Below are 20,336 nucleotides of genomic sequence, written 5' to 3'. Positions count from 1 at the left end.
CACTCCAATCTGATGGCAGTAGTCGTTCGGCAGGCGGACACATCGGCCCAAGCCTGCTTTCACGGCGGGATGTCATGCAGATGGGGGCACGAGAAACTATTTCAAGGGCATGCTGACTTCTTCGATCTTGAAATGCGCACGCGCCGTGGCAATCGGTTCAGCTTCGCTGCCTTGCCATGCGGTTATCGCCACGTTGGTCACCCGTCGCCCTTGGCGCCACAACTGGCAGCGAGCATAAGTGTCGCGAAAGTGCCCCGCACGCAGATAGTCGATGGAAAAATCGATGATTTTCGGAATCGTAGCGCTTTCACTGAAAATCAACAGATACAAGGCTGCCGACAATTCCATGAAGCCGGCAATAACCCCCCCATGAATAGCGGGCAGCAAGGGATTGCCAATGTTTTCCCGGCTGGCCGGCAGGCAAAACAACAGATCGTCGCCCTCGCGACTGCACTGAATGCCTATCAACCCTGCATAGGGAATCAACTGCAACAGTGGCTGATAGTTACCTTCAGCATGCGCCTTGCGTAACTGCAAATGCACCTCTGGGGGAATCATTGCCCGCGCTCCTTCAACGAACTGCCAAAACTCAACCCGCCCTTCACATTTTTGCCCAAACGCATAAAGGTACCCACCACCTGCGCAATGGGTTGCTCGGGATCGTCCTGATACGCCATGCCGCGAGTGAAAATCACATCGCGGGTAACCCGATAGCAATGCGCATAACCGTAGACATCAAGGCCAGGCTTGGCTGAATGCATATAGTCGATGCGCAGATCGAGGGTCGGGCAGACTTCGAACGCTGGCAGTACACATAGCGTGGCCATGCCGCAGGTGGTATCCATCAATGTCGTCAGGGCACCACCATGAATAGCCCCGGTCTGTGGATTGCCGATAATTTTTGGCGAATAATGCAGCACCAGCGTCATACCCTGGTTGTCCACGTGATGCACACGCATCTGTAAAACCTGGCAATGAGGTAAAGCACAGAGAAAGCGCTCTGCCATGGCCATCAATGGAGTGTCACTCATATCACTAAAGCCTTTGTGGTTATTGAGACAATGCACACGCCCCAAAAAAAGTCTATGTAGATCCGGGAGTTATATATCTGTAATGTATGTGGAACTTCTATCCGTTACTTGAGCTCAAAGGAACAAGTAACTTATTTCCACAAGGAGAAACACCCCATGCGTAAACCTTTTGCTTTTGCCGTAATGCTGGCCGCCGCCCTGGGTCTCGCTGCTTGCGATAAAGCCAGCGAAGACAAGGCTCAGGATGCTGCGCAACACACCGAGAACGCCCAGCAGAAGATGGACGAAGCTCAGGATAAAGTGAACGAGGCTGCAAAAGAAAACGCTGAAGCCGCCAAAGACAGTGCTGAAGCGCAACAGAAAGCCGCTGAAGAAGCCGCTCCTGCTGCACCGGTCACCCCCGCGCCAGAAACCGCTCCAGCCGAGCCTGCCAAGTAAGCAAGCGCCCTGGAATGAAAAAACCCGACAGTTGTCGGGTTTTTTTATATTCGTGACTCAACGCTGTAACGTTTCAGTTAAGCCCAGCGTCTTTTGCTGTTTCCACCCCTGGCACCTCAGTCGGGGTATATACCATCACCTCCAGCACATCGGAGTGAAACTCGCGCCGGTACAGCACAAGGACAACACCCGCACTCATCAGCATGAACAACCATGGACTGATAAACCAACTGAGCATGGCCATGCCAAAGTAATAAGAGCGCAGACCAAAGTTGAACTGGTTGGCAGCCATTGAAATGACCCGCGCTGCACGCTGGGCAAATGCCTTGCGCTCCAGTTCGTTGACATGACGCTCACCCACCATTGGCGCCGACCCCACCAAAATGGCCGCAAAGTTATACTGACGCATGCACCAACTGAAGGTGAAAAAGGCATAAACAAACACCGTGGCCAAGCACAGCAGCTTTACTTCCGACATGCCTTGAGTCGCCTGCTGAACCAGCGGCAAGTCAGCCAGTAACGACACGGCGCGATCAGAAGCGCCGAGCACAGTAAGAATGCCCGCAAGAATAATCAGCGTACTGGAAGCAAAAAACGAAGCGTTGCGCTCAAGGTTAGCCACAACACTTGCATCGGCAATACGGTTGTCCCGCATCAACATCCGGCGCATCCAGTCTTCGCGGTACAGGTGCAACACGCTGGCCAGGCAGGCTGTGTCGCGCCCCTTCCAGGTCGCATAGCGGGTATAGCCGCCCCAGCACACAACAAACCAACAGGCTGCCAGCAGATGAATCAGATTATTTTGAATGAAACTCATGCGAGGTCCCGGTAAATAAGTTCGAACACAGTAATACGCATTGACCGGCTTTCGACGCTTAGCCGAAGAAAAAGACACGTCCGATTCCGCACAACGAAAAAGCCCCGCATCCCTTTCAGGATGCGGGGCTTGTAAATATGCCCAGGCTGGCGCGCTTTGGCTTGTGGCCGGCGCCAGATGAGGGCCTATTCTCAGGCCAGCGCTTCGCGCGGCTTGCCCAGCAAGCGGTCGCAGCCGATGGCGATTGCCAAGGTTGCTACCGACGGAACCAACCAGGCCAGACCTTGCTCGCTGAGCGGCAAGTGGGCCAGGAAGTTTGGCAGATTCACACCCAGGCTGGTGCCCTTGATGGCGTCAACCATACCGAAGATCAGCGATACCAGCATAACCGGCGCCAGGATACGCACCTGCGAGTTCCACAGTTCTTTGCAGAAGCTCAAGCCCACCACCACGATGCACGGTGGGTAAATCGCTGTAAGCACCGGAATCGAGAACATGATCAGCTTGGTCAGGCCCAGGTTCGAGATAAGCAGCGAGAAGCCGCACAGGATCACTACCAGAACCCGATAGGACAACGGCAACACCTGGCTGAAATACTCGGCACACGCGCATGTCAGGCCAACTGCAGTCACCAGGCAAGCCAGGGCGATCAACACCGCAAGGAAGCCGCTGCCCAGTGAGCCAAAGGTATGCTGCACATAAGCATGCAGTACAGCGGCGCCATTGGATGCCCCGGCAGCAATCTCATGGCTGCTGGCGCCCAGACGGAACAAGCTGATGTAGACCAGCGCCAGACCGACACCTGCGATCAGGCCGGCAATGATGGCATAACGAGTGATCAGCCTTGGCGATTCGACGCCCCGGGAGCGGATGGCATTGACGATGACGATACCGAATACCAGCGCACCAAGGGTATCCATGGTCAGGTAACCATTGATAAAGCCCTGGGAAAATGCCGACGCCTCATAGGCTGGCAACGCTTCCCCCGTGGTACCGGCCGGCAGCATGAACGCGGCTATGCCCAACGCCGCCAGGGCGATAATCTTCAGTGGCGCAAGAAAACGACCCACGGTATCGAGCAGTTTGCCGGGGTACATCGACACGGCCAGAACCAACAGGAAGTACACCAGGCTGTAAATAAACAGCGCGGTCGAGCTTTCGCCGGTCAGCGGTGCCACACCTACTTCGAAGGAAACCGTCGCGGTTCGCGGCGTGGCGAACAGGGGACCGACAGACAGGTAGCAGACCGCTGCAAGCAACCCGCCAGCGACCTTGCCGATTGGACTACTGAGCGCGTCCATACCGCCGCCCACCTTGGCCAGGGCGATCACGGTGATAACCGGCAGACCTACCGCGGTGATCAGAAAGCCCAGCGCCGCCATCCACACGTGTGGACCGGACTGCAGACCGACGATCGGCGGAAAGATAATATTGCCCGCACCAACGAACAACGCGAACGTCATAAAACCAAGCGCCAGGACATCCTGGCCTTTCAAGACTTTCATTAAGGAAATACCACACTTCTGAAATCGGGATTTAGAGAGGGATTTCCCCTTGGGTGAGGGAAATATGTAGCCCGTCCGGATGAGACAGGCCCTTTAAAGCATGCCAGCACCCTTTTGGGGGACCGACACGAAAGTGCAGACAGTGTAACCAAGTTGCACCCACTGCGCATGGCTGCCTGACGAGTTGTCCGATGTGCGAAAAAGTTTGTCGCCTCGATGACAGCAATCCGGGTGTCACTTGGTAACACCCAACTACACTAGCCATCACCAATTGATGCCGTGCAAACGCAAAAAGGCCACCCGAAGGTGGCCTTTTTGTTTACTGAGAAGCTATTACTTCTTGGCTTCCCAGCCGGTCAGCTCGGCCAGGGCCTTGCCGATGTCTGCCAGCGAACGCACGGTTTTCACACCCGCGTCTTGCAGCGCAGCGAACTTCTCGTCTGCAGTGCCTTTGCCGCCGGAGATGATTGCACCGGCGTGACCCATACGCTTGCCCGCAGGAGCGGTAACACCAGCGATGTAGGAAACGACAGGCTTGGTCACGTTAGCCTTGATGTAGGCAGCGGCTTCTTCTTCAGCCGAACCGCCGATCTCGCCGATCATGACGATCGCCTCGGTCTTCGGGTCTTCCTGGAACAGTTTCAGGATGTCGATGAAGTTCGAACCTGGGATCGGGTCACCACCGATACCAACGCAGGTGGACTGACCGAAACCGGCGTCAGTGGTCTGCTTGACCGCTTCATAGGTCAGGGTGCCGGAACGGGAAACGATACCGACCTTGCCTGGCAAGTGGATGTGACCTGGCATGATGCCGATCTTGCACTCGCCCGGAGTGATGACGCCTGGGCAGTTAGGGCCGATCAGGGTAACACCCAGCTCGTCGCACTTGACCTTGGCATCCAGCATGTCCAGGGTAGGAATGCCTTCGGTGATGCAGACGATCAGCTTGATGCCGCCGAACGCAGCTTCCAGGATCGAATCTTTGCAGAAAGGAGCTGGAACGTAGATGACCGAAGCGTCAGCACCGGTAGCCTCAACGGCTTCCTTGACGGTGTTGAACACCGGCAGGCCCAGGTGAGTGGTACCGCCTTTGCCTGGGGTCACGCCGCCAACCATCTTGGTGCCGTAGGCGATGGCTTGTTCGGAGTGGAAAGTACCCTGCGAGCCGGTGAAGCCCTGGCAGATGACTTTGGTGTCTTTATTGATCAGGACGCTCATTACTTGCCCTCCGCAGCTTTGACAACTTGTTGAGCAGCGTCGGTCAGGCTGGTTGCAGCAATGATGTTCAAACCGCTTTCTGCCAGTACTTTAGCACCCAGTTCAGCGTTGTTGCCTTCCAGGCGAACAACAACCGGTACCTTAACGCCGACTTCTTTCACAGCGCCAATGATGCCTTCGGCAATCATGTCGCAGCGAACGATGCCGCCGAAGATGTTGACCAGTACGGCCGCGACATTGCTGTCGGACAGAATGATCTTGAAGGCTTCGGTAACGCGCTCTTTGGTAGCACCACCACCTACGTCGAGGAAGTTGGCTGGCTTGCCGCCGTGCAGGTTGACGATGTCCATGGTACCCATGGCCAGGCCAGCACCGTTGACCATGCAGCCGATGTTGCCTTCCAGGGCCACGTAGTTCAGCTCGAAGCTGGCTGCGTGAGCTTCACGAGGATCGTCTTGCGACGGGTCGTGGAAGGTTTTCAGCTTAGGCTGACGGTACATGGCGTTTGCGTCGATGTTGATCTTGGCATCGAGGCAGTGCAGGTCGCCGTCGGCCTTGATGACCAGCGGGTTTACTTCCAGCAGGGCCAGGTCGTGCTCTTTGAACAGCTTGGCCAGGCCGACGAAAATCTTGGCGAACTGTGCAACTTGCTTGCCTTCCAGGCCCAGCTGGAAAGCCAGTTCACGACCCTGGAATGGCTGAGCGCCAACCAGTGGATCGATAGTAGCCTTGATGATCTTCTCAGGAGTCTCGTGAGCGACTTTCTCGATATCCACGCCACCTTCGGTGGAGGCCATGAATACGATACGACGGCTCGAACGATCTACTACAGCGCCCAGGTACAGCTCTTTGGCGATGTCAGTGCAGGATTCAACCAGGATCTTGGTCACTGGCTGACCGTTGGCGTCGGTCTGGTAGGTTACCAGACGCTTGCCCAACCACTGCGCAGCGAACGCCTTTGCGTCTTCTTTGCTGCGAACCAGCTTGACGCCGCCCGCTTTACCGCGACCACCGGCGTGAACCTGGGCTTTGACAACCCACTCGGTGCCACCGATTTTGTCGCAGGCTTCTGCGGCAGCTTCTGGGGTGTCGACTGCGAAACCCTTGGAAACTGGCAGGCCGTATTCAGCGAACAGCTGCTTACCCTGATACTCGTGAAGATTCATGCTTTTTACCGTCTTCGTTAGGTACTGCGCTTCGGCGCTGCGCTCTTTTGGAGTGCCGCGCCACCTGTGACCACATGCCCCCGGTATGCTCCGGGAGTTCGAGTCCGGCGGACTTTCCGCGGTGAGTCATGCACGCAAGACTCACGACGGGCCACCCGCCGTGGTTTCTTATTGTTTAACGCTTCTTACGGTTGGCTACGTGAATGGCACCGCCATTCACTGCCAGTGCGGCTTCATGCAGCGCTTCGGACAGGGTCGGATGGGAGAAAACCATCATGCCCAGGTCTTCGGCGCTGGTGCCGAATTCCATTGCGATTGCACCCTGCTGCACAAGTTCGGCAGCCGATGGGCCAATTACATGTACACCCAAAACGCGGTCGGTCTTGGCATCGGCGATAACCTTGACGAAACCACCGGTATCGTTGGCAGCCATCGCACGGCCGCTGGCCGCGAACGGGAAGGTGCCCACGTTAACCTCAACGCCTTCAGCCTTCAAGGACTGTTCGGTTTTACCTACCCACGCGATTTCCGGGTGAGTGTAGATAACCGATGGAATCAGGTCGTAGTTCATCTGGGCTTTGTGGCCCTTGATGCGCTCGACAACCATGATGCCCTCTTCCGAGGCTTTATGGGCCAGCATCATGCCACGAACGACGTCGCCGATGGCGAAAACGCCCGGTACGCTGGTCGCGCAATGATCATCAACGAAAACGAAACCACGCTCATCGATGGTTACGCCGCTGTCAGCTGCCAGCAGATCGGTGGTCACCGGACGACGGCCGACTGCAACGATCAGCTTGTCGAAGGTGATCTTCTGCTCGCCGTTGGCATCGGTGTAGGTCACTTCGACTTCTTCGCCGTTGACCTTGGAGCCGGTAACGCGAGCGCCCAGCTTGATGTCCAGACCTTGCTTGGTCAGGGTTTTCAGGGCTTCCTTGGAAACGGCAGCATCAGCAGCCATCAGGAAGGTATCCAGTGCTTCCAGAACAGTCACTTCTGCACCCAGGCGAGCCCAGACCGAACCCAGCTCCAGACCAATAACACCGGCACCGATAACGCCCAGACGCTTAGGTACGGCTTGGAACTCCAGGGCACCAGTGGAGTCGACGATGACGCTCTGGTCGACCGGCGCCGGCGGAATGTCGATCGGACGCGAGCCGGAAGCCAGGATCACGTTTTCGGCTTCGATGATTTCAGTGGTACCGTCAGCCTTGGTGACTTCGACTTTCTTGCCAGCCAGCAGCTTGCCGTGACCTTGGATCGAAGTAACGCCGTTAGCCTTGAACAGGGTGGCAACACCGCCGGTCAGGTTCTTGACGATGCCAGCTTTACGGCCAACCATCGCAGCGACGTCCATTTTGACTTCGCCAGTGGAGATGCCGTGGACGTTGAAGCTTTCTTTGGCTTCCTTGTACTTCCAGGAGCTGTCCAGCAGCGCCTTGGACGGAATGCAACCCACGTTCAAGCAGGTGCCGCCGAGGGCCAGTTTACCCTCACCGTCAGTGTACTTCTCGATACAGGCAGTGCTAAGACCGAGTTGCGCAGCCTTGATGGCAGCTACGTAGCCGCCAGGACCTGCACCAATCACCACAACGTCAAATTTTTGCGTCATTCAAAAAATCCTCTTTCAAGCGGCAAGCAGTAAGCTGCAAGCCACAGGCTAAAGCGCATACCTTACAGGCTTGGCGCTTGTAGCCTGCCGCTTGCAGCTGCTCAATCAGATATCCAGCAGCAGACGAGCTGGGTCTTCCAGCAAGTTCTTGATGGTCACCAGGAAGGTCACTGCCTCTTTACCGTCGATCAGGCGGTGATCGTAGGACAGTGCCAGATACATCATCGGACGGATAACGACCTGACCGTTAACGGCCATAGGACGCTGGATGATGTTGTGCATGCCCAGGATAGCAGCCTGTGGCGGGTTGACGATCGGAGTCGACATCATCGAACCGAAGGTACCACCATTGGTGATGGTGAAAGTACCACCGGTCATTTCGTCGATCGACAGCTTACCGTCACGCGCCTTCTTGCCGAAGGTGGCGATGCCGTTTTCGATTTCAGCCAGGCTCATCAGCTCGGCGTTACGCAGAACCGGTACCACCAGGCCACGGTCGCTGGAAACGGCAACGCCGATATCCGCATAACCGTGGTAGACGATGTCGGAACCGTCGATCGAGGCGTTGACAGCCGGGAAGCGCTTCAGTGCTTCGGTAGCAGCCTTGACGAAGAACGACATGAAGCCCAGGCGGACGCCGTTGTGGGTCTTCTCGAACAGGTCCTTGTACTTCGAACGCAGGGCCATGACTTCGGTCATGTCGACTTCGTTGAAGGTGGTCAGCATGGCCATGTTCGACTGTGCTTCAACCAGGCGCTTGGCCACGGTTGCACGTACACGGGTCATCGGCACGCGCTTCTCGGTGCGATCGCCAGTAGCAACGATCGGCGCGGCGGCGGCAGCGGCAGGCTTGGCGGCAGGCGCGGCAGCCGGAGCGTTTTTCTTCGCTTCGATGGCAGCGACCACGTCTTCCTTGGTGATGCGACCGTCTTTACCGGTGCCCTTGACGCTGTTCAGCGCGATGCCGTTTTCTTCGGCCAGCTTGCGAGCAGCGGGAGCGCCGATGGCGTCTTCGTCCGACGCAGCGGCAGGAGCAGCAGCAGCCTGTGCAGGTGCAGCGGCAGCGGCTGGAGCAGCGGTAGCGACACCACCTTCTTCGATCGAACCCAGGACTTCGTCGGACAGGACGGTTTCGCCTTCGCCCTTGACGATAGCGCCCAATACGCCGTCGGCAGTAGCCAGGACTTCCAGAACGACTTTGTCGGTCTCGATGTCGACGATCAGCTCGTCACGCTTTACGGCTTCACCCGGTTGTTTGTGCCAAGTGGCAACGGTGCCATCGGCAACCGATTCCGGGAAAGTAGGGGCTTTGATCTCGATAGCCATTATCAGTGGTTCCTTAAATTCGGTTTCTAGTGCGCGATGGCATTAAACAGTGAAGGCATCTTGCAGCAGTTTTTCCTGCTGCTCGGCGTGCATCGAAGCGTAACCACAAGCAGGCGCTGCCGAAGCATCACGACCGGCGTATTCCAGAACCAGCTCTTTATTGTGGCGGGTCAGGATACGACGCATGTGGTGCTGGCTGCTGTACCAAGCGCCCTGGTTCATCGGCTCTTCCTGGCACCACACCACATCCTTGAGATTGGTGTACGGCGCGAGGATCTCGACCAGATCGTCCTCAGGGAACGGATACAGTTGCTCGATACGCACGATAGCGATGTCTTCACGGCCTTCGGCGCGACGTTTTTCCAGCAGATCGTAATAGACCTTGCCGCTGCACAGGATCAGGCGAGTGACGTTTTTCGGATCGAGGGTATCGATTTCCGGGATCACAGTCTGGAACGAGCCTTCGGCGAGATCTTCCAGCGTCGAGATGGCCAGCTTGTGGCGCAACAGCGACTTTGGTGTCAGAACGATCAGCGGCTTGCGCAGCGGACGAATAACCTGACGACGCAGCAGGTGGTAGATCTGAGCCGGCGTAGTCGGTACGCAAACCTGAACGTTGTGCTCAGCGCACAGCTGCAGGTAACGCTCCAGACGTGCCGAGGAGTGCTCTGGCCCCTGCCCTTCATAACCGTGAGGCAGCAGCATGGTCAGACCGCACAGACGGCCCCACTTGTGCTCGCCACTGGTGATGAACTGGTCGACAACTACTTGGGCACCGTTGGCGAAGTCGCCAAACTGAGCTTCCCAGATAACCAGCGCATTTGGCTGGGTAGTCGAGTAACCGTACTCGAAAGCCAGAACCGCTTCTTCGGACAGGAACGAATCGTACAGGTCGAATCGTGGCTGGCCCTTGTACAGGTTCTGCAGCGGGATATAAGTGCTGGCGTCCTTCTGGTTGTGCAACACCGCGTGGCGGTGAGAGAAGGTGCCGCGACCGATATCCTGGCCCGTCATGCGAATCGGGTGACCTTCGAATGCCAGGGTGGCGTAAGCCATGGTTTCGGCGTAGCCCCAGTTGATTGGCAAGCCACCGGCCTGCATCTTCTGGCGATCTTCGTAGATCTTCGAAACCTGACGCTGAACCACGAAGCCTTCTGGCAGCTCCAGCAGCTTGGCCGACAGTTCTTGCAGGGTCTTCAGGTCGAAGCGAGTGTCGTGACGCGCAGTCCAGGCGTGGCCCAGATACGGACGCCAGTCAACGAACAGCTCTTTGTTCGGCTCTTTGACCAGACTTTTCACGACATGCAGACCGTTGTCCAGCGCATTGCGGTACTCGTCGACCTTGGCCTGAACGCGCTCAGCGTCCAGACGACCCGACTGGGTCAGGGCCTCGGCATACAACTCGCGAGTCGTGCGCTGCTTGGCGATCTGCTGGTACATCAGCGGCTGGGTGCCATTGGGCTCGTCCGCCTCGTTGTGGCCGCGACGACGGTAGCAGACCAGGTCGATAACCACGTCACGCTTGAACTGCATGCGGTAGTCGACAGCCAGTTGGGTCACGAACAGCACTGCTTCCGGGTCATCACCGTTGACGTGCAGGATCGGCGCCTGAATCATCTTGGCAACGTCGGTGGCGTACTCGGTGGAACGCGAGTCCAGCGGGTTGCTGATGGTGAAACCAACCTGGTTGTTGATCACGATGTGCACAGTACCGCCGGTCTTGAAACCGCGGGTCTGCGACATTTGGAAGGTTTCCATGACCACGCCCTGACCGGCGAATGCCGCATCACCGTGGATGGAGATCGGCAATACCTTGTCGCCAACACTGTCGTTACGACGGTCTTGACGGGCGCGCACCGAGCCTTCAACCACTGGCGAGACGATCTCCAGGTGCGAAGGGTTGAACGCCATGGCCAGGTGAACTTCACCACCGGCGGTCATTACGTTGGAAGAGAAGCCCTGGTGGTATTTAACGTCACCGGAACCCAACTCGACCTTTTTCTTGCCTTCGAACTCGTCGAACAAGTCACGCGGGTTCTTGCCGAAGGTGTTTACCAGCACGTTCAGACGACCGCGGTGGGCCATGCCGATAACAACTTCTTTAGTACCGTAAGAGCCGGAGCGCTGAATCAACTCGTCCAGCATTGGAATGAGGCTTTCACCACCTTCCAGACCGAACCGCTTGGTGCCCGGGTACTTGGTGCCCAGGTATTTCTCCAGGCCTTCTGCTGCCGTCACGCGCTCAAGCAGGTGACTCTGGACATCTGCAGAGACTGCCGGGCGACCACGAACGCTCTCCAGACGCTGCTGGAACCAGCTGCGCTGCTCGGAGTCGACGATGTGGGTAAACTCGGCGCCAATGGTGCGGCAATATGTCTGCTGCAAAGCGTCGAAGATTTCGCGTAGGCTCGCTTCCTCTTTGCCGATGAACAGGTCGCCGGCACGGAAGGTCGTATCAAGATCGGCATTGGTCAAGCCGTAGTGATTGATCGACAGGTCTACTGGCGCAGGGCGCTGCCACAACCCCAGGGGGTCGAGCTTGGCAGCCTGGTGGCCGCGCATACGGTAGGCCTGGATCAGTCGCAGTACTTCAACCTGCTTCTTCTCGTGTTCACTGCTCACGCTTCCGGCGGAAACCGGTTGGGCGCGGCGCTGGTTCTTTGCCAGCAGTACGAAATGGTCGCGGATTGTCGAGTGCGATACATCGGTAGCGGTGCTGCCTTCGGCGGGCAACTTCTGGAAGTAAGTGCGCCACTCTTCTGGCACAGCGTTAGGGTCGTGCAGGTAAAGCTCGTAGAGCTCTTCCACATATGCAGCGTTACCACCTGAAAGGTGGGCGCTTTCCCACATGCGCTGCATCACGCTTTCTTGCATGCTTGGTCACCCTCGATTAGGGGACGGATCGGCGAGAACCACAGCGTGCCTGGAAAAGTCCGAATGCAGCGACCGAACCAAGCCACCAAGAATCTCACAGATTTTCCGGGTACCAGCCCGGAAGCCCCTGCTGGTCTCATATCTTCATAGGTAAAAGCTTGGGCTTTTTGGGCCCTCGCTCGGGTTTCACCTTGGTGCGGGCAAGGGCCCGCACCTCGGTGTGCTACGGGTACAACACTTTTAAAATCAGGTACCGCTTTGCAGCAACATGTTACGTACGTGACCGATTGCCTTGGTCGGGTTCAAACCTTTAGGGCAAACGTTTACGCAGTTCATGATTCCGCGGCAACGGAATACGCTGAACGGATCGTCCAGAGAAGCCAGACGTTCCTGGGTCTTGGTGTCACGGCTGTCGGCCAGGAAACGATAAGCCTGCAACAGTGCAGCTGGACCGAGGAACTTGTCAGGGTTCCACCAGAACGATGGGCAGGAAGTCGAGCAGCAAGCGCACAAGATGCACTCGTACAGACCGTCCAGCTTTTCACGCTCTTCCGGCGACTGCAGACGCTCGATGGCCGGAGCCGGCGTGTCGTTCTGCAGGAATGGCTTCACCTTCTCGTACTGCTTGTAGAAGATGCTCATATCAACGACCAGGTCACGAATGACTGGCAATCCAGGCAGCGGACGGATGATCAGCTTGTTGCGCTTGACCACTGCCGACAGCGGCGTGATGCAGGCCAGACCATTCTTGCCGTTGATGTTCATGCCGTCGGAGCCGCAAACACCTTCGCGGCAAGAACGACGATACGAGAAACCTTCATCCTGTTCTTTGATCAGTGCCAAGACATCCAGCACCATCAGGTCTTTGCCACCGGTATCGACCTGGAACGTCTGCATTTTCGGCGCAGAGTCGGTATCGGGGTTGTAACGATAGACTTCGACTTGCAACATAGCGACCACCCCTTAGTAAGTCCGGACTTTTGGCTCGAACGCCGGTACGGTTTTCGGTGCGAAGTTAACGGCGCGCTTGGCAACACGCTTCTCGCCCGGGAAGTACAGGGTATGGCACAGCCAGTTTTCGTCGTCACGGTCTTCAAAGTCTTCACGGGCATGAGCACCGCGGGATTCTTTACGAACTTCTGCAGCGATTGCAGTGGCTTCAGCGACTTCCAGCAGGTTCTGCAGCTCCAGCGCTTCGATACGCGCGGTGTTGAAGGCCTGGGATTTGTCGTTGATCTTGACGTTGGCAATGCGTTCACGCAGTTGCGCCAGCTGCTCGATACCCTTCTGCATGTATTCGCCAGTACGGAATACACCGAAGTAGTTCTGCATGCAGCTTTGCAGCTCGCGACGCAAGGTAGCGACGTCTTCGCCAGTGTTGCGCTCGTTGAGCTTTTTCAAACGGCTCAGGGCAACATCGATGTCGGTATCGCTGGCGTCGAGGTACTCGATACCGTCGCTCAGCGCTTTTTCCAGGTGCAGGCCAGCCGCACGACCGAAAACAACCAGGTCGAGCAGCGAGTTGCCACCCAGACGGTTTGCACCGTGAACCGATACGCACGCCACTTCACCTACTGCGAACAGACCAGGAATGATCTGGTCTACGCCGTCGGCGTCCTGGGTCATCGCCTGACCATGAATGTTGGTGGCGACGCCGCCCATCATGTAGTGGCAGGTTGGAACAACAGGAACCGGAGCAACGACAGGGTCGACGTGAGCGAAGGTCTTGGACAGCTCACAGATGCCTGGCAGGCGACTGTGCAGCACTTCCTCGCCCAGGTGATCGAGCTTGAGCATCACGTGGTCGCCGTTAGGACCACAGCCGTTACCGGCAATGATCTCTTTAACCATGGAACGGGCCACAACGTCACGACCTGCAAGGTCTTTGGCGTTGGGCGCATAACGCTCCATGAAACGCTCGCCGTGCTTGTTGATCAGGTATCCACCTTCACCACGGCACCCTTCGGTAACCAGTACACCAGCGCCGGCGATGCCAGTCGGGTGGAACTGCCACATTTCGATGTCCTGGACCGGCACGCCTGCACGCAGGGCCATGCCGATACCGTCACCGGTGTTGATCAGGGCATTGGTGGTGGACGAGTAGATACGACCTGCACCACCAGTAGCCAATACGGTGGCCTTGGCTTTGATATACAGGGTTTCGCCGGTTTCGATGCAGATTGCGATCACACCAACGAACGCGCCTTCCTGGTTTTTCACCAGGTCAACCGCGTAGTACTCGTTCAGGAACGTAGTGCCTGCCTTCAGGTTGCCCTGGTACAGGGTGTGCAGCAGTGCATGACCGGTACGGTCGGATGCAGCACAGGTACGGGCAGCCTGGCCACCTTTACCGAAGTCCTTGGACTGACCGCCGAATGGACGCTGATAGATACGGCCGGTTTCGGTACGCGAGAACGGCAGACCCATGTGGTCCAATTCGAAGACCGCAGCCGGGCCTTCCTGACACATGTATTCGATAGCGTCCTGGTCACCGATATAGTCGGAACCCTTGACGGTATCGTACATGTGCCAGCGCCAGTCATCGTTCGGGTCGGCCGAAGCGATGGCACAGGTGATACCGCCCTGGGCCGATACAGTGTGCGAACGGGTCGGGAAGACCTTGGTGATCACGGCAGTCTTGTGACCGCCCTGGGCCAGCTGCAGCGCAGCGCGCATGCCGGCACCGCCGCCACCAACGATGATGGCGTCGAATGAAATCGTAGGAATGTTAGCCATGAATCAGATACCCCAGAGAATCTGCACACCCCAGACGAAGTACGCAAACATCGCGACACCACATACCGCCTGGAACAGGAAACGTACAGCAGTCGCCGACTTGCCCAGCGCCATCGGCGTCAGGTAGTCGGTAGCAATGGTCCACATGCCGACCCAGGCGTGAGCGCCCAGGGCAACGAGGGCCAGCAGACTGAAAATACGCATCGCGTTGTTGGAGAACAGACCGTGCCACTGGGCATAGTCGATGCCCGGGTGCGCGGCGAGGTATCCGATCAGGAAAATGAAATAAGCCGCGAGAACGACCGCAGAAACACGCTGCGCCATCCAGTCATAGAGGCCCGAACGCGAGAGGTTCGTGACGTTGGTTACCATATCCAAACTCCTGCCAGCACGATCAGCACCACGGAAATGGCGATGATGATTTTCGAGCCCAGTCTTCCGCCTTCCAGCGTTTCACCGATGCCCATGTCCATGATCAAGTGGCGCACACCGGCTACCAAGTGATACAGCAAAGCGGACAGGAGGCCCCATGCAACGAATTTGGCCAGCGGACTGGTCAAGCACGCCTTCACCTCGGCAAAACCTTCCTCGGAAGCCAGAGATTGATCCAATGCATAAAGCATGATGGCCAAGCCCAGGAAGAGGATGATGCCGGAAACACGGTGAAGAAATGACGTAACGCCGGTAATGGGGAGTTTGATGGTCCTTAGGTCTAGGTTTACAGGTCGTTGGCTTTTCACGGCTTTTTTCACACTGAAGAGCCCCTAGCAAGCAGGGCAAAGTTGTTGGTAAGTGTACTGGTCAGGTACCCACCACCCAGGGAGTGACGACCCCAGCAACACGGGCTTGCAAGCCCCTGGCGGTCGGGTGCCGATTATAGACAGTTAGGCTACTAATGACAACGCAAGCCCCTAGCCCAAATAGCGCATTGCCTTTAGCTGATAAAAGGCGTAAACGGGCGGCAATTTCGAGGAAAAACCACGCCAAAGCCCCATTACAACCGTGCTTTAGGCAAATTGACATTCGAATTTATCTCACTATAGTGGTGCGGGCCCTGCGTGGGGGGTCTGTCTGATGATTTCAAGCATTAATAGGAGGCCACATGGCTGACAAAAAAGCGCAGTTGGTCATCGAGGGCGCAGCCCCCGTCGAGCTGCCCATTTTAACCGGCACCGTTGGTCCCGATGTTATCGACGTTAGAGGGTTGGGGGCCACGGGTCACTTCACTTTCGACCCTGGTTTCATGGCGACCGCGTCCTGCGAGTCGAAGATCACTTATATCGACGGCGACAAGGGTATCCTGCTGCATCGCGGCTATCCAATCGAGCAACTCGCCGAACAATCCGATTACCTCGAGACCTGTTACCTGCTGCTCAACGGCGAACTGCCGAATGCCGAGCAGAAGGCCCAGTTCGTCAGCACCGTGAAAAATCACACCATGGTGCACGAGCAATTGAAGTCCTTCTTCAACGGCTTTCGCCGCGACGCTCACCCAATGGCCGTCATGTGCGGCGTGGTTGGCGCACTTTCGGCGTTCTACCATGACTCGCTGGACATCAATAACCCGCAGCATCGCGAAATTTCCGCGGTTCGCCTGGTCGCCAAGATGCCGACCCTGGCAGCGATGGTCTACAAGTACTCCATGGGCCAACCCATGATGTACCCGCGCAACGACCTGTCGTACGCAGAAAACTTCCTGCACATGATGTTCAACACCCCGTGCGAGATCAAACCGATCAGCCCGGTGCTGGCCAAGGCGATGGACAAGATTTTCATCCTCCACGCCGACCACGAACAGAATGCCTCGACGTCCACCGTGCGCCTCGCCGGCTCCTCGGGTGCCAACCCGTTCGCCTGTATCGCTGCCGGCATCGCTGCTCTCTGGGGCCCCGCTCACGGCGGTGCCAACGAAGCAGTACTGACCATGCTCGATGAAATCGGCGATGTCTCGAACATCGACACATTCATCGCCAAGGCCAAGGACAAGAACGATCCGTTCAAGTTGATGGGCTTCGGTCATCGCGTTTACAAAAACCGCGACCCACGTGCCACCGTGATGAAGCAGACCTGCGACGAAGTTCTGCGCGAGCTGGGCATCAAGAACGATCCGCAGCTGGAACTGGCCATGCGCCTGGAAGAGATCGCCCTGACCGATCCTTACTTCATCGAACGCTCGCTGTACCCGAACGTCGACTTCTACTCGGGGATCATCCTCAAGGCAATCGGCATTCCGACCAGCATGTTCACCGTGATCTTCGCCCTGGCGCGCACCGTCGGCTGGATCTCGCACTGGAAAGAAATGCTCTCCAGCCCGTACAAGATTGGCCGTCCTCGCCAGCTGTACACCGGCTACGAGCAACGCGACATCGTCAAGCTGGAAGACCGTAAGTAAGCCTCGCGCCGAACACGAAAAAGGCTGCCCTTGGGCAGCCTTTTTTATGTGCTTGATTTTTTCATCAATGAAACACAGTTTCGAAGTGCCCGTAGATTTTTGGCAACTGTACCGATTAATTCATTCTTATTCGATCACGGAAAGCGTTCCAGCTGCCGGCCTTTTCGCCAAATCGAGAGCATTGTCCCGCGCAACGTCAACGTGCACTCAATCTCCTCGATATAAGGAACGCAGAAATGGATATCCAAACCAGCCTGAACTACCTGGAGCAACTGCATCTGCCAGCGCCGCGCCTAACCAGGTCGGCACTGCAGAGCACTAGAAATGCAGCGCCATTACAAGCAGATACCGTCGACAGCGCCGCAGGCATCCAAGACAACAAACTGATCACCTTTACATCCAACCTCGACACCAAATACAAAGAAGTCGTCAAATACTCAACCCAGATTGCACAACGCGCGGCCAACGCCAAGCACGACATGCTGACCGAGCGCATGGACTGGTATAACACTTACATCGAGACCTTACGCCATGCAGGGTGGATTGGCTCTGACAACAAACTGACTGAGTATCATGGCGCCGACCTCGACGTAACCATGGAATCAGTGGCTCTCGAACTCATCCAATTGGCAGCCGGCCCCAACGCAGCGCTGCTGCTGGAAATCACCAATGCTGCAATCAGCACGCTCAAGGGCGACAACGAGCTCTCGCTGAAATTGCAGAAGGCTTCGGTCCGCGGCAAATCAGGCACGTTCGACATTCTGCCCTGCTTGCAGCGCGATGATGACGTTGTGATGTATGACCACTCAATGGTTTTCGAGCACTCAACCACAAGCGGCAGTTTTTTGTTCTGGGATTGGTCACTGAAAGAAGTTGATCTTCAACACGTAGCCAACGAGTGGACACTGAACTATTCGCACTATCAGCAAGTCGAGGCGGGGATCAAAAAAGCGCTGGGCGAAAGCTCCAACAGTTTCTTTGAAAACATCAAACTATGATGACCCACCGGTTATCGAGGGGACATCATGAACGAGGTCACCGCTAGACTGTTCAGAGTTGCAGGCACGATATTTATCACCCCACCCAACCCGAACGCGACAAACCTGCGGGACATGCTTGACTGTGTCCTACTCGCACAACTCTACGCCAACAAGCAGTACGACCCCTTCGACACCCCTGAACTTTGGCGAAAAATCGCTAACAAAACCATTAATCAGCTGGGCTGGATCGTCACTGGATCTGAGAGCACCACAGAGGTTGCCAAAGCGCCTTTCTCCCTCAACTCGGTCGCCTCCGCGACCCTGGACAAACCGGATGGCATACAACTGGAGGCAGCGCTTATGCAGCTATCACAAGCATGCAAAGACTCCCTTAAGCCTTACTGCCTGAGGAAACGCCCGCACATGACGGAAGCTCGAATAAGCGTTGCCGTAGCGCTTGCGACCAATCAGCTACTACTCAACACCGTGAGCTTCGATGACGATGATGTCTTTACAGGCGACTGGCTTAACCAAAAACACAGCGCATCACCCCATCAATCGGCGTACATTCGAGTAAACAGCAGCACCTTGACCCTTGTAGCTGACTACTCATCGATACGCAACGAGGTCATCACCAAACTGGGAAGCCACCGCACACAGGAGATCGAACGGATCGACTAAACGCCTTCGCCATAATCCCGCGCCTGGCCCCCAGATGGGGCCAGGACTACCTTGTTTCAGGGTCTTTCCGCTTTAGCCTTCAACGCTTTCAAGGTATTGAAAGGCGCATCCACGACGAATTTGTTCGCAACCATTGAAGGCACGCTACCACCTGGCTCAGTGTGAACCTGGTAGGTCACCTCGGTTCCGCCGTCTTTAGGTGTCAACTTCCAGAAGCCTTCGACTTTGGTTACACGTACGAAGCCCTTTTCTTCCGGCAGGTACTTGGGCACCCCTTCGAGCTTACGGGTCAAGCTGCCATCGGCGTCTTCGGTGGTGGTGACGTGCAAAATGGAATCACGCGGCGTAACCGGCCATGGGGTGTTGAACTGCGTGTAGGTCCAACTCTGGTCACCCTCGGCCTTGAGCAGCTTTTGCGACTTGCACTCGTGAATCCAGGCGCAAGCACCTACGACGTCTTCCTGCAGCGCTTTGATTTTTGCCAATGGCGCTTTGATCAGCGTCACGCCGCGATACGCCTTGTATTCGGAACCGGCAACTTCGCCCAGCGAGACCTTGATGCCGTCTTCGTCCTTGGCCACCTTCCAATCTTCGGCCTGAACCATAGGCGCGAGCATAGCGCTCAACCCGAAAATCACTGCAATGCGCTTAAACGATCCCATTGTGTTGTTCCTTATTGTCGAAGACCTGCGTTTCAAGCTGCCGTCACTTGCTCCAACCACCCAAGAATTCTTATCGCATCATCGCGATCACTGCCGCAGACATCCACATCGGCCTTGAAACCGCCACATACCGCGGGGCGCTCAGGCTTGCCAAACAACCCACAAAGATTGATCACGGACAGATGCAGACAGCGCTCCCCCGCCGGCTTGCCTTTGGGCATACCCGGAATCGGAGAGCTGATGGACGGTGCGATGCAGCAAGCGCCACATCCTTCACGACAGTTCATGAAAACAGAATCCTCGGTACAGCAAATGATGAATGAACCCGGATAGTACCCGCTTAAACGGTCGTTTGAAATTACTGGCAAGATGAAAAATCACGCCGTCACTCATGACCAACGAGTCAGTTCGGCAACTACTGGCGGAACTCGAATTCGATCGCGGCGCCTTCGATATCCTGGCGGGCATCGTTACGCAACTGTAGCTGCATTTCGTTACTCAGCAGCCTGCCGTTGAGCTGGAACGGGCTGTCTGAAGGCGGCTTTTCACCAAACAGGTACGGCAGAAGTGGCTTGGGCGTGGTCACCGTATCCTGGGTTACCGGCTTGAGATCCTTGACCATTTCAGTCGGTAATCGCAGATCGAGTTTTGCCTCTGGCAGCGGTGCTGGAGCTGCCTTGCCCTTTTTTGCAGCTTTATGGTGGACTGGCTTCACCTGCTTTTTAGTCACCGGGGCAGGCTTGGCTTTAGTTGCAGTGTTTGCGTGCTTCGTCACCCCATCGGCAGGTGAGGTCTGGGCCATCACAGCACCGGCGCAAGGCATAAGCCCCAGCAGACAAAGGAGGACAACCCGAGTCAAGGCTTTCATAGTTACCGAACATCGTCCGCAAAATATGCA

The 20,336-nt window shown here is 56.5% G+C and carries 20 protein-coding genes; 4 read left to right on the top strand and 16 right to left on the bottom strand.

What is annotated here, in order from left to right:
• Positions 1 to 96: 96 nt before the first annotated feature.
• Together V0R60_RS07935 and V0R60_RS07930 are read right to left on the bottom strand one after the other, a co-directional pair.
• The gene (locus V0R60_RS07935) at positions 97 to 558 is read right to left on the bottom strand and encodes a PaaI family thioesterase (RefSeq protein ID WP_330079348.1); all 462 of its coding nucleotides are present in this window, start codon (positions 556 to 558) and stop codon (positions 97 to 99) included.
• The gene (locus V0R60_RS07930) at positions 555 to 1,031 is read right to left on the bottom strand and encodes a PaaI family thioesterase (protein ID WP_330079347.1); all 477 of its coding nucleotides are present in this window, start codon (positions 1,029 to 1,031) and stop codon (positions 555 to 557) included. The genes V0R60_RS07935 and V0R60_RS07930 overlap by 4 nt, the downstream gene beginning before the upstream one ends.
• 156 nt (positions 1,032 to 1,187) lie before the next feature.
• Here V0R60_RS07930 and V0R60_RS07925 point away from each other — a divergent pair, with 156 nt between their 5' ends.
• Positions 1,188 to 1,469 (top strand): hypothetical protein, encoded by a 282-nt coding sequence (locus tag V0R60_RS07925; protein ID WP_136477382.1) that lies wholly within the window; start codon positions 1,188 to 1,190, stop codon positions 1,467 to 1,469.
• Between the two features lie 73 nt (positions 1,470 to 1,542).
• On the opposite strand, the gene V0R60_RS07920 is transcribed toward V0R60_RS07925, so the two are convergent.
• The 11 genes from V0R60_RS07920 to sdhC all read right to left on the bottom strand — a co-directional run bounded on the left by V0R60_RS07920 (position 1,543) and on the right by sdhC (position 15,475).
• Positions 1,543 to 2,286: a DUF599 domain-containing protein gene (locus V0R60_RS07920; RefSeq protein WP_136477383.1), complete on the bottom strand. Its 744-nt coding sequence runs from the start codon at positions 2,284 to 2,286 to the stop codon at positions 1,543 to 1,545.
• Between the two features lie 191 nt (positions 2,287 to 2,477).
• Positions 2,478 to 3,791 carry a branched-chain amino acid transport system II carrier protein gene (gene brnQ / locus V0R60_RS07915; protein ID WP_330079346.1) on the bottom strand — a complete coding sequence of 438 codons (1,314 nt, stop codon included), beginning with the start codon at positions 3,789 to 3,791 and terminating at the stop codon, positions 2,478 to 2,480.
• 333 nt (positions 3,792 to 4,124) lie between these two features.
• Entirely contained in the window at positions 4,125 to 5,009 is an 885-nt protein-coding gene (gene sucD / locus V0R60_RS07910) for a succinate--CoA ligase subunit alpha (protein ID WP_016393102.1), read from the bottom strand.
• On the bottom strand, positions 5,009 to 6,175 hold the full coding sequence (gene sucC / locus V0R60_RS07905) for an ADP-forming succinate--CoA ligase subunit beta (protein ID WP_010224674.1): 1,167 nt from the start codon (positions 6,173 to 6,175) through the stop codon (positions 5,009 to 5,011). Before sucC ends, sucD begins: the two co-directional genes overlap by 1 nt.
• 175 nt (positions 6,176 to 6,350) lie before the next feature.
• Positions 6,351 to 7,787 (bottom strand): dihydrolipoyl dehydrogenase, encoded by a 1,437-nt coding sequence (gene lpdA / locus V0R60_RS07900; RefSeq protein WP_330079345.1) that lies wholly within the window; start codon positions 7,785 to 7,787, stop codon positions 6,351 to 6,353.
• A 105-nt stretch (positions 7,788 to 7,892) separates the two neighbouring features.
• Positions 7,893 to 9,113 carry a 2-oxoglutarate dehydrogenase complex dihydrolipoyllysine-residue succinyltransferase gene (gene odhB / locus V0R60_RS07895; protein WP_136477386.1) on the bottom strand — a complete coding sequence of 407 codons (1,221 nt, stop codon included), beginning with the start codon at positions 9,111 to 9,113 and terminating at the stop codon, positions 7,893 to 7,895.
• A 42-nt stretch (positions 9,114 to 9,155) separates the two neighbouring features.
• Positions 9,156 to 11,987, bottom strand: coding sequence for a 2-oxoglutarate dehydrogenase E1 component (locus V0R60_RS07890; RefSeq protein ID WP_136477387.1), 2,832 nt, complete (start codon positions 11,985 to 11,987; stop codon positions 9,156 to 9,158).
• A 246-nt stretch (positions 11,988 to 12,233) separates the two neighbouring features.
• Entirely contained in the window at positions 12,234 to 12,938 is a 705-nt protein-coding gene (locus tag V0R60_RS07885; RefSeq protein ID WP_045188779.1) for a succinate dehydrogenase iron-sulfur subunit, read from the bottom strand.
• 12 nt (positions 12,939 to 12,950) lie between these two features.
• Positions 12,951 to 14,723 (bottom strand): succinate dehydrogenase flavoprotein subunit, encoded by a 1,773-nt coding sequence (sdhA, locus tag V0R60_RS07880; RefSeq protein ID WP_136477388.1) that lies wholly within the window; start codon positions 14,721 to 14,723, stop codon positions 12,951 to 12,953.
• Positions 14,724 to 14,726: 3 nt separating this feature from the next.
• Complete coding sequence (sdhD, locus tag V0R60_RS07875) at positions 14,727 to 15,095, bottom strand: succinate dehydrogenase, hydrophobic membrane anchor protein (RefSeq protein WP_128324478.1); 369 nt, start codon at positions 15,093 to 15,095, stop codon at positions 14,727 to 14,729.
• A complete protein-coding gene (sdhC, locus tag V0R60_RS07870; RefSeq protein ID WP_178084192.1) occupies positions 15,089 to 15,475 on the bottom strand; it encodes a succinate dehydrogenase, cytochrome b556 subunit in 387 nt (128 codons plus the stop codon). The genes sdhD and sdhC overlap by 7 nt, the downstream gene beginning before the upstream one ends.
• 350 nt (positions 15,476 to 15,825) lie before the next feature.
• Here sdhC and gltA point away from each other — a divergent pair, with 350 nt between their 5' ends.
• From gltA to V0R60_RS07855, 3 genes are all read left to right on the top strand, one after another.
• The gene (gene gltA, locus V0R60_RS07865; protein ID WP_136477389.1) at positions 15,826 to 17,115 is read left to right on the top strand and encodes a citrate synthase; all 1,290 of its coding nucleotides are present in this window, start codon (positions 15,826 to 15,828) and stop codon (positions 17,113 to 17,115) included.
• Between the two features lie 236 nt (positions 17,116 to 17,351).
• A complete protein-coding gene (locus V0R60_RS07860; protein WP_136477390.1) occupies positions 17,352 to 18,113 on the top strand; it encodes a hypothetical protein in 762 nt (253 codons plus the stop codon).
• Between the two features lie 27 nt (positions 18,114 to 18,140).
• Complete coding sequence (locus tag V0R60_RS07855) at positions 18,141 to 18,776, top strand: hypothetical protein (RefSeq protein ID WP_136477391.1); 636 nt, start codon at positions 18,141 to 18,143, stop codon at positions 18,774 to 18,776.
• Between the two features lie 56 nt (positions 18,777 to 18,832).
• Here V0R60_RS07855 and V0R60_RS07850 read toward each other — a convergent pair whose 3' ends face one another.
• The 3 genes from V0R60_RS07850 to V0R60_RS07840 form a co-directional block, all read right to left on the bottom strand.
• Positions 18,833 to 19,438: an START domain-containing protein gene (locus V0R60_RS07850; RefSeq protein WP_136477392.1), complete on the bottom strand. Its 606-nt coding sequence runs from the start codon at positions 19,436 to 19,438 to the stop codon at positions 18,833 to 18,835.
• A 32-nt stretch (positions 19,439 to 19,470) separates the two neighbouring features.
• Positions 19,471 to 19,725, bottom strand: a complete 255-nt coding sequence (locus tag V0R60_RS07845) for a YkgJ family cysteine cluster protein (protein ID WP_136477393.1) — start codon at positions 19,723 to 19,725, stop codon at positions 19,471 to 19,473.
• A 128-nt stretch (positions 19,726 to 19,853) separates the two neighbouring features.
• Positions 19,854 to 20,240 carry a translation initiation factor 2 gene (locus tag V0R60_RS07840; RefSeq protein WP_256658254.1) on the bottom strand — a complete coding sequence of 129 codons (387 nt, stop codon included), beginning with the start codon at positions 20,238 to 20,240 and terminating at the stop codon, positions 19,854 to 19,856.
• Between the last annotated feature and the right edge of the window lie 96 nt (positions 20,241 to 20,336).

Source organism: Pseudomonas auratipiscis (genome assembly GCF_036324085.1).
Taxonomy (GTDB): Bacteria; Pseudomonadota; Gammaproteobacteria; order Pseudomonadales; family Pseudomonadaceae; genus Aquipseudomonas; species Aquipseudomonas auratipiscis.
Note: the sequence above shows the minus strand (reverse complement) of the source record. Positions and strands in the feature narration are given on the sequence as shown.